Origin of the sequence: Sphaerisporangium sp. NPDC088356 (genome assembly GCF_040685555.1) — a bacterium.
Taxonomy (GTDB): Bacteria; Actinomycetota; Actinomycetes; order Streptosporangiales; family Streptosporangiaceae; genus Sphaerisporangium.
Genome location: NZ_JBFBIK010000174.1, coordinates 1 through 10657, shown reverse-complemented (window position 1 = coordinate 10657; position 10657 = coordinate 1). Strand labels below are relative to the sequence as shown.

At 62.3% G+C, this 10657-nt stretch carries 10 protein-coding genes; 6 read left to right on the top strand and 4 right to left on the bottom strand.

Annotation, left to right across the window (positions count from 1 at the left end):
• The first annotated feature begins 153 nt into the window (after positions 1 to 153).
• The 4 genes from AB0O34_RS34450 to AB0O34_RS34435 all read left to right on the top strand — a co-directional run bounded on the left by AB0O34_RS34450 (position 154) and on the right by AB0O34_RS34435 (position 5560).
• Positions 154 to 1380 carry a hypothetical protein gene (locus AB0O34_RS34450; protein ID WP_363922775.1) on the top strand — a complete coding sequence of 409 codons (1227 nt, stop codon included), beginning with the start codon at positions 154 to 156 and terminating at the stop codon, positions 1378 to 1380.
• 449 nt (positions 1381 to 1829) lie between these two features.
• Entirely contained in the window at positions 1830 to 4115 is a 2286-nt protein-coding gene (locus AB0O34_RS34445; protein ID WP_363922773.1) for a restriction endonuclease, read from the top strand.
• 533 nt (positions 4116 to 4648) lie between these two features.
• The gene (locus tag AB0O34_RS34440; RefSeq protein WP_363922771.1) at positions 4649 to 4957 is read left to right on the top strand and encodes a hypothetical protein; all 309 of its coding nucleotides are present in this window, start codon (positions 4649 to 4651) and stop codon (positions 4955 to 4957) included.
• Between the two features lie 450 nt (positions 4958 to 5407).
• Entirely contained in the window at positions 5408 to 5560 is a 153-nt protein-coding gene (locus tag AB0O34_RS34435) for a hypothetical protein (protein ID WP_363922769.1), read from the top strand.
• On the opposite strand, the gene AB0O34_RS34430 is transcribed toward AB0O34_RS34435, so the two are convergent.
• On the bottom strand, positions 5557 to 6978 hold the full coding sequence (locus tag AB0O34_RS34430; protein ID WP_363922767.1) for a recombinase family protein: 1422 nt from the start codon (positions 6976 to 6978) through the stop codon (positions 5557 to 5559). The two genes, AB0O34_RS34435 and AB0O34_RS34430, sit on opposite strands and share 4 nt — an antisense overlap.
• 202 nt (positions 6979 to 7180) lie before the next feature.
• Positions 7181 to 7828: a hypothetical protein gene (locus tag AB0O34_RS34425; protein WP_363922765.1), complete on the bottom strand. Its 648-nt coding sequence runs from the start codon at positions 7826 to 7828 to the stop codon at positions 7181 to 7183.
• 25 nt (positions 7829 to 7853) lie between these two features.
• Here AB0O34_RS34425 and AB0O34_RS34420 point away from each other — a divergent pair, with 25 nt between their 5' ends.
• The gene (locus AB0O34_RS34420) at positions 7854 to 8240 is read left to right on the top strand and encodes a DEAD/DEAH box helicase family protein (RefSeq protein WP_363922763.1); all 387 of its coding nucleotides are present in this window, start codon (positions 7854 to 7856) and stop codon (positions 8238 to 8240) included.
• A 185-nt stretch (positions 8241 to 8425) separates the two neighbouring features.
• On the opposite strand, the gene AB0O34_RS34415 is transcribed toward AB0O34_RS34420, so the two are convergent.
• A complete protein-coding gene (locus AB0O34_RS34415) occupies positions 8426 to 8608 on the bottom strand; it encodes a hypothetical protein (RefSeq protein ID WP_363922761.1) in 183 nt (60 codons plus the stop codon).
• A 49-nt stretch (positions 8609 to 8657) separates the two neighbouring features.
• A complete protein-coding gene (locus AB0O34_RS34410; protein WP_363922759.1) occupies positions 8658 to 10247 on the bottom strand; it encodes a hypothetical protein in 1590 nt (529 codons plus the stop codon).
• A gap of 229 nt (positions 10248 to 10476) precedes the next feature.
• Between AB0O34_RS34410 and AB0O34_RS34405 the strand changes: the two genes are divergently transcribed.
• Positions 10477 to 10657 (top strand): hypothetical protein (locus tag AB0O34_RS34405; protein WP_363922757.1); only part of this gene is annotated, 181 nt, incomplete at its 3' end.

Sequence of the window (10657 nt, the reverse complement as noted above, 5' to 3'; positions counted from 1 at the left end):
GTCAAAGCAATCCTCGTCCTACAACTCCGGGAAGCCCGCTGAAATAGGCTCACTGCCTCGCCCTAATCCTCATGCCCTGAGGGCTGGAAATATTGGGAATCCCATGATTTTCTGTAACAGGTACTGTGTGCGGACTGAGAGGTAACCAAGTCAATGGTAGCTCTGCTTTGGGCCGACGAGGCGATCACGGAACGGCTCGATAGCTTATCGCTCGCCAGCAAGCCATTGGAATACTCCGAAGCATGGCGGACCGGCACATGGAAAAAACAGGAAGCGCAACTCGCAGTGATTGTCGATGCGGGCGTTATTCGTTGGCTTGGTCGAGCGGTACGGGGAAACCGTATATCGAGTGTGGATTTCTTGGTCGCAGTTAGAGAGATAGTCGGAATAGACGCGACATCCCTTACTGAAGTCACACGCCAACTCCCTCCGCGCCACACAGAAGTCCTCGCTGTAAAAGGCGTATTACCGCCGGCTGGTGGAGTTGCACTAGTAGCTGCACTAAAGGCTCTCCATCCTGACTACGCAGGCCTTATCGACCATCTTTCCAGACCTCTACCGTACGAGCTACCTTCCGGAGAGCCTGGCGAGCTACTCAACCAGCAGAGGGATGCAGCTGGGATACTGCTCGATATCGGAGGCATGGAACGAGGCGTCCTCCGTTCCTGGAATGGCCACAGCGCCGAAGTTCCATTTCTCTCAGGAGTTCCGCGGCGTGCCGCACTTGAAGAAGCGTTGATTTCTCATGACATAGGGCGCTTTTCCACCTGGATGCACATCCCGGCCGTCGATGTAGAGTGGCGTTGCTTCACTAATGGACGCCGTAAGATGTTTATTATGAATGCGAATTGCACACCTGTAGAGCATTCCTTGGGGGTGGACCTGGTTTATTACAGTCCCGAGGCTTCATCGTTCACGATGATCCAGTACAAGAAGATGCGGCCATATAAGAATAGAATGCGTGCCCAACTTCTCTATCGGCCCGATGGTAACATCGAGGAGGAGCTAGACCGAATGAAACGGGTCGACGATTTCTGCCTCCAGCAATCCGGGGAATTCCGCCTGTTTTCCGCGCCATGCTGGGTGAAGTTGTGTGATCCGCGCCCTCGACTCGATGACCCAGCTGAACTTATCAAGGGTATTTACTTACCGAGAGCGTACTTCCAAGAGCTTCTCGGAACTCGCCTAGGCCCAAGGGGAGGGCGAGGACTCGGTTACGACAATGTTGACAGCTACCTAAATAACACAACATTCATAGATCTGCTGAAGACCGGCTTAATGGGAAGTCGCGGAACGGCAACAACTGAACTCGAGCGTATCGTCAGGGAAAGTCTGGATACTGGTCATACCGTTATGTTTGGTATGCCAGGAAGCAGCTAGAGAGCTTCAATGATGAGGGTTACACTAGCAGAAGCCTCTGTTGATCACGGGAGGGGTCTTTGACCCTGGGAGCCGACGAGGGAATCGAACCCCTGACTTGCGCTTACAAGCCGGAAGAAGATCGTCTGCTGGACAGGTACCACAGCGAGAAGTGTTTCGTGCGGCACAATCCCGTGTATCCGGGATCCCCGCACGCTCGGTCAGCAGCGTCAATCGATGGCAAGCCGACCCGGAGCACAGGGCCGCTAGGCCCGAGCACCGGAAGCGGCGCGGCAGCCCTGGTGAAGTTTATAGCGGTACGTGGCCCGCCGCTTGACAGTGGTCGAATGGGAGTGCTTCAGCTAGCCATACACGGAGCGCGAGAGTGCAATATACTACTGACGTCCACGCTAGATCACATAAGCCATAGGTCTGACGCAGTGCGCCGCAGGCGGGATGAGTGAGGTTCCTTGCCCGAGTACGACTTTAAAACACTCTCACCCGCCGACTTTGAGTTGCTAGTACGCGATCTATTGACAGCTCAATATGGCTGGCGACTAGAGGCATTTGGACATGGAAAAGATGGTGGTGTTGATTTAAGAGGTTGGGTGGATGGAAAAAAGATCGTCGTCCAGTGCAAACACTATGCTGGATCAACGTTTTCCGATCTCTGTGCTTCTGCCCGTAAAGAGCTCCTCAAAATGGATAAAGAGCGACCAGATCGGTACCTGTTCGCCACTTCACAGAACCTTAGTCGCACCCAAAAGGACTCCCTGGCCAAAGATCTGTCTCCTTGGCTCGCCAGGCCAGATGACGTGTTGACGCAGCTTGATCTCAACGAAATGCTTGGTAGGCATCCCAAAGTTGAACGCCAACATTTCAAACTCTGGCTAGCTTCGACCGGAATGCTAGAGCTTATAGTTCGCAGTGGCTTGTGGGCGCGCAGTGAGGCTCTTTTGGAGGATGTTAGAGATAGGGTGAAACTGTACGTCCGCAGTCCTGGTTACGAACGGGCTTTTGCCCGACTTGATCAAAATCATGTTGTAGTGCTTACAGGTACACCAGGTGTGGGCAAGAGTATGCTTGCTGAGATGCTTCTACTTGCTCATTGGCATGAGGGCTGGCAAGTAGTCTCTGTGTCCTCCAATATCGACGAAGCATGGGAAACATATCGACCGAGTCAGCATCAGATCTTCTTCTACGATGACTTCCTCGGTCAGACTGACATTAGCGAACGCGGCAGCAAGAACGAGGACGCCCGCATAGTACGATTCATGGATCGAGTCTCTGCGGACCCCACCAAGCGGCTCGTCATGACTACTAGATCTCAGATCCTGCGCCAGACGGCCCTTGTGAGAGAGCCCATCGCACGTGGGAACTTTCACCTGCGCGAGTGTGTGGTAGAGCTTGCCGACTACGGACCAGTAGAACGTGCACAGATTCTCTACAACCACCTGTATTTCTCTGAGCTGCCTCGGCAGGTGTTGCGCGACTACATTGCTGGCGAGCACTACTGGAAAGTAGTGGATCACCCGAACTTTTCGCCGCGTGTTATTGAACAGGTAATTAAGAGAGGCAGTCCCACTGCTGAGACACTGGCAAGAAGCCTGGTTACCACTCTCGCTCGGCCCATCGAGTTGTGGGGCACCATGTTTGCCACAGTGCTTTCCGATGTAGCCCAACGTGTTGTGCTCACACTGGTGACCTTCCCGGTCGATGGTGTGTCACCGGACACTTTGCGACAGGCCACCCGGCGTGATGCCAAACCAATCGACTTCACCAACGCACTCAAAGCACTGGAAGGAACTTTTATCAAGATTGACACGCTGCCGCGGAGCACAGAAAAACGAGTGACCTATGCGAATCCCAGTGTCCGTGACTTCGTTTTGGCAATACTCGACGACGAGCCCGAGTATGGTCTTGCGCTTGTATCTGCGGCCCAGAGCATACGTGAGATATTGACACTACTGCAGTATGCTGATGCCCGGTCCGAGGACAAGAACAAGTTCCCTCGCCTAGCCGCCGCAATGGCTGCTAACCAGAAAGTGATCACGGATCGCATCGATGCCTTGATTGCTGAGGCACTCGAAGCTTCTGCAGCACATGAACATCCAAAGTGGCAGATCAGAGAAACTGTGATAAGACCACTTGCGGCGACACTTGATCCTGCGTCCCGGCTTATGCCGGGGACATCTCCGCGATTGCTGGCTAGAGCCCTAGAGCTCAGCAAGGAGTTCGATACCGGTTATCCAGAGGCGGATATTCTGGAGAATCTAACCTGGGCGTTTATTGTTTACTGGGGCAGCCGACTTGATAATGTCCACACGCAAGTTCATGACCTCGTCTGCGACTGGGGCGCATCCCTGTCCACAACGGAAGACGTCGAAGATTTCATCAAGTTTACAGAGAAGCATGATAGCTCGCTCAACCCATACCTCGATCTAACTTCGCTTCTCAAGCAGTACGCGGAAGGGGCGTTGCGGTCCGAGATCGATGCTATATCGAGCAATAGAACGGATGTAGACACCGACAGCCAGTGGCTTGATTCTATCGAAGGGCTGGCTGAACGGATCGGGATCGTTGATCGTCTGCAAGGCGACATCGAGTATGAACGGGCGAGCATCAGCGAGCACTATGAGGAGATGCCCCCTTACGACCCTACGCTGAGCCGTGATCTCGGCTATTCAACTGCGCCATCGCAGTCCCTCGTCGAGACCCGCCTCTATATAGGCGGAATTTTTCGACAGCTGTCGTAGGTTGTCTTTTCCCGCGTCTGGCCTGATGTTCGGTGGTGATGGCGCGTGGCGGTGCCGGCCGCGACCGGCCGGAGAGCCGCAGCGCGGCCGGCGACCGCCTAACGCGCGGCGGGCCGCCGCAGGCGGGACGCCTTTAATACATGTACAGATAATTTACTTTCGATCTTGGCCGGTTCACTGTCCTACCTCGGCTGATGCTTGACACTGCGGCCTCGGTTGATGGTTGACATGATCAATCCGGCGGGCCGGGGGGTGCGACTCGCGGCAGAAGCGGACGTCGAGGCAGCGCAACTCCTGGCACCATAAGCCGGTGGACAGCTCACCCCTGCGGCGTCATCCGAACGACGATTCGTCTCTGTCGGACGATGAGCTGGTTCGGGGGCGAGTCGCCTGGTTCGACGCCGTGCTCGTGCTCGACGACCTGGCCGACGCGGAGCCCCGCGACCAGCTGACCCCATCGAGAGCTGATGAACAGGTGGCAGCCCGCGGCTAGGCTTCTCCGCAATTCATGGGCAACGCGGGAAGGGACTGGCATGGGCAACGCGGCGTGGGGCGCCGGCCACCACACGGGCCTGGGAGAGGGCCTCGTCATCGGCGAAGAGATCGGCCGAGCCATCGGCGAAGCTGCCGGCGTAAAGAAGGGCGTGGCGATCGGCGTCGCTGCGAGCGCCGTCGTCGTTGCGGCAGCTGGCCTCGGGCTCTGGAAGCTCGGCCCATGGAGGCTTGTTTCGAAGCACCTCTTGGGCCGTGAGCAGGACCCAGCCGCCATAGACTCGAACCCGGTCGCCGAAAAAGGCGTCGACGACAAGCAGGAAGCCCGCGAAGGCACCCCAAGCGAATAGGTTGGCGCCTCTGCTACTTCGGGACCCCCAGCTGCCCTCACGGATGGCTATGCGTGCTGCGCACTCTCATCGGCAGAAGAGGACGTGTCGCCAGCCTCGCCGTGATCATGTAAAGCATCAGGCGGGCCGAAGCGTCAAGCATCAACCGAGGCCAGACATCTTGGCCGGTTCACATCTTCGCCGGTTGTTCGAGCCGGCATCAGTCGTCAGTTCGCTGCCGTGCCAGCGTTGAGGACGACTGGGGACGTCCTGTCTCATCAGGGACCTCTAGGACGTCTTGATGGTGTCCGGCTGGGTGGTGTCCTCGTTCTGGCTGTTGGTCGCAAGCTTGATCTCGCCATCGACTGAAAGGAGCGAGAGGGGAGGCGAGCATCCAGTGGAGGGAGGATCTGGGAGCGCGGTGCCGTGGGGTGGGCGTCGTGTGGGGCGGTTGCCTGGTGGCGGGTGTGGGTGAATGACGAGATGCTGGCGCGGGTGGCGGCGTCTCGGGCGGCGCAGGGGCTTCCGCCGGTGGTTGAGGATTTGGCGGTGTTGGAGCGGGTGGCGTTGGTGTTCCGGCTGGTCGGCGGGGACGAGCAGGTGTGCTTGGATGTTGCCGCTTAGGCGATCCATTCGATGGTGAACCGGTCGGGGTCCCACTTCTTGCGTGGGTTGGCGGTGGCGACGGTGATGGTGCGGATGACCGCGGTGACGATGGCGCGTCGCTGGGAGGCGTTCATGGCCTCCCATCTGGTGAGCATTTGCTGAGCGGTGCCGATGAAGGGGATCAGGGGCGAGGTTCGGGAGAGGCCGGCCAGTTGTGCCCTGTTCTTGTCCAGTCGCAGTTCGATCGGGGCGCGAGCGGCCATCCATTCCTTGCGGGTGATCTCGCGGGTGGCCCATGCCTGGGCGAGTTCTTCGAGTAGCTCCTCGTCGGCGCGTACGGCGTCAGCGAGGTTGTCATCGCCGCCGCCCTGGTGGCGGATGCGCTCGGCGAGGGCGGGGGAGTCGAGCGCGGTCAACAGCATGTCGCGGACGTGGTCATCGGTGCGGGCTGCGTTGGTGGCGACACCGCCGCAGGATCCGCTGCCTGGCACGTTCGGGCAGACGTAGCGGGGGACCCCGGAGCGGGGGCGTCCGTTCATGCGGTGCCCGCATCGTCCGCAGCGCAGGATGCCGGACAGCAGGTAGGAGCGTCCGGTGGCGGCCTGGCGGCGGTAGTCGCGGGCGGGATCGCTGAGCAGTACACGTAGCCGGTCGGAGTCGACGGGGCTGATGATCGCGGGCCAGACGGCGTCGGCGACGATCTCGCCCAGCAGAGGGCGGGTGGTCTGGAAGCTGCTGCGCGGCGTGTGCTCCCTTCGCCCACTGATCCGGGCTGAGGCGAGCAGGCGGCGCAAGGTGGTGGGGATCCAGTGACGTCCGGAAGGGGTCTTCACATCCCGCTGCTCGTAGTCCTTGCATACGCTGGCCAGTGATTCGCCGGCCAGTACCCGGCGGGCGGCCTCGCGGATCACCTCGGCCTCTTCCTCGATGACGGTTACCCGGTCTTCGGCGTAGCCGTAGGGGCGCATCCCTCCGCCGGATACTTTGCCGGCTTCGGCGTTCTGGCGTCGCTGGCGCTTTTGCCGTTCGGCTTTGTGTTCGGCCTCGTGGCGGGCGGCGGCTCCGAGCATGCGGGCGATCAGGCGGCCGGTCGGGGTGGCCAGGTCGATCTCACCGGTTACGGTTGCGAGTTCGATGCCGCGCCGGTCGGCCAGGTCGATGACGTCTTCGAGTTCGCGCGGAGATCGTGTCAGTCTGTCGACGTGCCAGCAGACGATGGCGTCGACCGCGCCGGCTTCGATGTCCTCAAGCAGCCTTCGCCACGCGGGACGTGGGCTCCCTGAGTACGCGCTGACGTCGTTGTCCGAGTACACGTCAGCTACCTGCCAACCTCGTCGCTCCACCGTTGCCCGGCAGTCGGCCTCCTGGCGAGCGACGCCGAGTCCGGCGCCCGCACGGTCCTGGCTGATCCGGCAGTAGATCGCAGCTCTGCGCATGGGTCACATAGATACACGCTCGTAGGTATGGGGGTCGCGTGCCCGATCGGTCTGACGACCGGTGAGGCGTAGACCAGCGGTTTCACCAACATCCTGGCCCGGGATCACCCGGTAACCCCGGCGTCGATCTTGGGCCAGACCCATTTGTCAATCTTCAGTTGAGGTTTGACGGATTGGTTTCGGTTGAGGCTTTCCACCTGGCCTAGAACTCGTAGTCGATGTGGCCGCTTGCTCGCAGCCGGTTGACCTCCTTGACGACGGTGCGGGGGTGCACCGACAGTTGTTCGCCTTTGAACAGCACCCGAAATTGGGTGTCTTCCAGGACGACGGTGACGACCTTGCCGCGGTGCACTTGGCTGACCTGGAGCTTGCACCGGGCGACCACGAGGCTGCCGTTGCCAGATACCACCCGTTCCACCCGGGGGAAGTCGCCGATGGCCGCGGTCGTGGGCTGGGCCAGGCGGGCACCCTGTAACCGGCCGCGCTGGGAGGGAGACAGCGGGGACGGCTTGGTGCGCACCAGGACTCCATCGGCGATGACCTGGACCGTCTGGGCGTCGATCCGCAAGGTCACCCGTTTGCCGGCGAGCGGGGCACCGACGCTCAGCAGCCGCCCGGCCAGGCCGACGCATCCGGCGTTGTTGACCTGCCGGTCGACCTCCACCACGGCGTCGGCCGGGAGCGGCCCGGCAGTAAGCGCGGTCGCCGGAGATGGGCGCCCGGGCCGCCCGCCGCCGGCTAACAGCCGGCCCAGGCCGGCGCTGGTAAGCGTCACGGGGTGCGTCTTGATCAGGTCTTCGCCGATGAGCACGTGCATGGTCGTGGCGCTGGCCCACACGGTAGCGGTCATGAGACTGGCCCACACGGTGGCGGTCATGAGAATCGTGGCCGCCGTGGCTGAGGAGGGGGTCGGCCGGCGTTACCTGATCGAGCATTCGGCGGGGTCGGGGAAGACGAACACGATCGCCTGGACGGCGCACCGTCTCGCTCGGCTGCACGTCAGCGATGAGAAGGTCTTCGACTCGGTCATTGTGGTCGTCGACCGCACGGTGCTCGACGGGCAGCTTCAGGACGCGATCCGCCAGATCGACGGCAGCGGGAAGATCGTCGCGACGATCAGCCCCGAGGACGTGCGCAAGGCCGGTGCGAAGTTGAAGTCCGGCCTGCTGGCCCAGGCGCTGAAGAACGGTGAGTTGATCATCGCGGTGACGGTGCAGACCTTCCCGTACGCCCTCGATGAGGTTCGGCCGACTCCGGCCTGAAGGGCAAGCGGTTCGCCGTCATCGCGGACGAGGCGCACTCCTCGCAGTCGGGGCAGATCTCCTCGAAGCTGAAAGCAGGTTCTGACCGCAGAGGAGATCAAGGAGATCGAGGACGGTGGCCCGGTCGACGTCGAGGCGATCCTGGCCTCGGAGATAACCGAGCGGGCCGAGTCGGAGAACATCTCCTACTTCGCCTTCACCGCGACGCCGAAGAACAAGACCCTCGCGCGGCTCTCCGTCCGAACCCTTGCGGCCGAACAGACGTCGGCGCTCCAACAAGAGGACTCGGCGATGACCTTCCCCAGAAGCCGGAGGAAGATCGAGAGCATCTCCATGTACGGGTCGCCGTAATCGATGATCTGGCTCACGGAAGCGGGCGGTTCTTCGTCCTGAAGCCCCACGACCGCCAGCGCCCTGTCACCTGCCGATCAGGGGGATGCCCAGGGAGGCGAGTTCCTCGTCCAGGGTGCGGACGTGTTTGTTGGTCGCCCAGGGCTGGAGGCGGGCGCGGGTTTGGCGGACGGTGTCGGCGAGGCGTCCGGAGCTGTGTCTGACGGTGATGCGAGCCGCCTGGCGGATCTTGTCGGTGGCGGCCGGTATCTCGCGCTTCTGGGTCAGGGCGTTGGCGTAGAACAGCAGGGTTTCCCCGCGCATCAGCGGGCTGATCGCGGATTCCGACAGGGTTAGCTGCGCCGAATCGATGGCCTCGTTGGGGCGTCCCCAGGCAAGCGCGCAGTAGGCGGTGTGCCGTTGCACTCCGGTGGGCGTCCACCAGTAGAGGTAGGAGGGGTCCGCCTCGGTCCTGGGGTGTTCCAGCAGTTGTCGTGATCGGGTAAGTGCGTGTTCGCTGTCGCGGGCGGTGCCCTTCACGGCGAGGATCCGCGCGAGGTCTATGGCGTGTACCGATCGGAGCAGGGTGCTCGGGCTTTGCCGTGCCCATCCCTGTGCGGCGTAGATGTGGTCGAGTGCTTCACCAGTGTGGCCCTCGTATCGGGCCATTGCCGCCAGGCAGGTGTGCAGGTAAGCGATGAGGGTTGGGTCGCGGATCTGGTGGGCGGCGGCCAGGCCCTCCCGGTAGCGGCGGCGGGCTCCGGTGTGGTCGAGGAGGTCGTGGTGGAGCCAGCCGGAGAGCTGGCTGAGTTCGGCGTAGGCGCGGATGAGGCGGTCGCGCAGGGCGGGAAGCAGGGATTCGCGGTGCAGCAGGTCGGCGACGAGGGCGCGCTGGCCATCCACCACAGGCAGGACCTTGGCGGGGCCGTACTCGTCGTCCAGGTGGCGGCAGCGGGCGGTGAGCTTCTCGATCAGCTCCACGGTGGCGGCGTCCACCCGAGTAGCGGATCGGATGGCGGTGGCCAGCCGGTCTTTCTCCGGTGGGGACAGGTGGCGCAGGAGCACCAGGGCGGGGGCGCCGCCGAGCGCCAGGGCCAGTTCGAAGAGCAGATCGCGGCGCTTCACATCGGCCTCCTCGGCTGTGAGGGCACGCAGCAGCGCGGCGCAATCCTTGAAGCCGGGAACCGGGGCCGCCGGGCGTGCCGCTTCCACTTCCTGACCCATGGTGACATGACCGGGGACGGCGGCCGGGACGGCAGAGGACCGCTGGGGGGTGAGGGACGAACGGTGGTCGGTGCGGTCGATGAGGTCGCGGTCGCGCACGCTGTAGGAGGCGTAGACCCGGTCGCCGACCAGGCGGCGGGCGGTGGTCCGGTAGACGTGCGCGAACAGGGCGATGGTGCGGGCGGTCGGGCGCATGCCACGCTGCGGCCAGTGCTCGAACTCGTACAGCCGTGACTCGCGCAGCGCGGCGGTGCCCGCCGGGTCTAGGTCGTTGTACCGCGCGGCGGCCTCGGCTGCGGTCAGCCCGTAGGCGTAGCGGTACAGGCGTAGCGGGCTGACATCGTGGCAGACCGAGAACAGGTCGGCGATCTGGTCATGGGTGTAGCCCATGGCGCGCAGCGCCTCGCCGCGTCGCCGGCATTCCAGCAGGATGTGGATTCCCTCGCCCGACATGGCCGTGTGCCTCCCCTGCTCGAACAGGTCCCGGATCACAGAACTTATACGGAAAGTATCTCCTTGACTACAGAGAATGAAGAAGCTGGGGCATCGCGCAGGGGGCCTAGCGGGTGGTGATCAGCCGGATGCATGTGTTCGCGCACGTCATCGGGGGTTCCGGTTGAAAGATCGTCCTGGTGGAAGGTGGGATCGGTGAGGTGCGTCCGATCGTCGATCGTTGTGGCTCGTGTCCATCACAACCGACCCCGGCGACGAGGTGCCTCGCGTGGCCGCCGCTCCCGTCACCTCGCCCGGCCTGCCGCAGGCCGGTCATTCCTCCCGCGCCCTGCCGGTCGACGAGGCCGTACGGACCGGCCCGGAGATCCTCATCTGGCGGCGCGCCTTCCCCGGCGCGCTCGCCCAGGCCG

What these genes read in the sequence shown, in the direction of transcription:
- AB0O34_RS34420 (WP_363922763.1), top strand. Translation starts at nt 7,854, where the DNA reads ATGAGAATCGTGGCCGCCGTGGCTGAGGAGGGGGTCGGCCGGCGTTAC.
- AB0O34_RS34450 (WP_363922775.1), top strand. Translation starts at nt 154, where the DNA reads ATGGTAGCTCTGCTTTGGGCCGACGAGGCGATCACGGAACGGCTCGAT.
- AB0O34_RS34430 (WP_363922767.1), bottom strand. Translation starts at nt 6,978, where the DNA reads ATGCGCAGAGCTGCGATCTACTGCCGGATCAGCCAGGACCGTGCGGGC.
- AB0O34_RS34440 (WP_363922771.1), top strand. Translation starts at nt 4,649, where the DNA reads ATGGGCAACGCGGCGTGGGGCGCCGGCCACCACACGGGCCTGGGAGAG.
- AB0O34_RS34410 (WP_363922759.1), bottom strand. Translation starts at nt 10,247, where the DNA reads ATGTCGGGCGAGGGAATCCACATCCTGCTGGAATGCCGGCGACGCGGC.
- AB0O34_RS34425 (WP_363922765.1), bottom strand. Translation starts at nt 7,828, where the DNA reads ATGACCGCTACCGTGTGGGCCAGCGCCACGACCATGCACGTGCTCATC.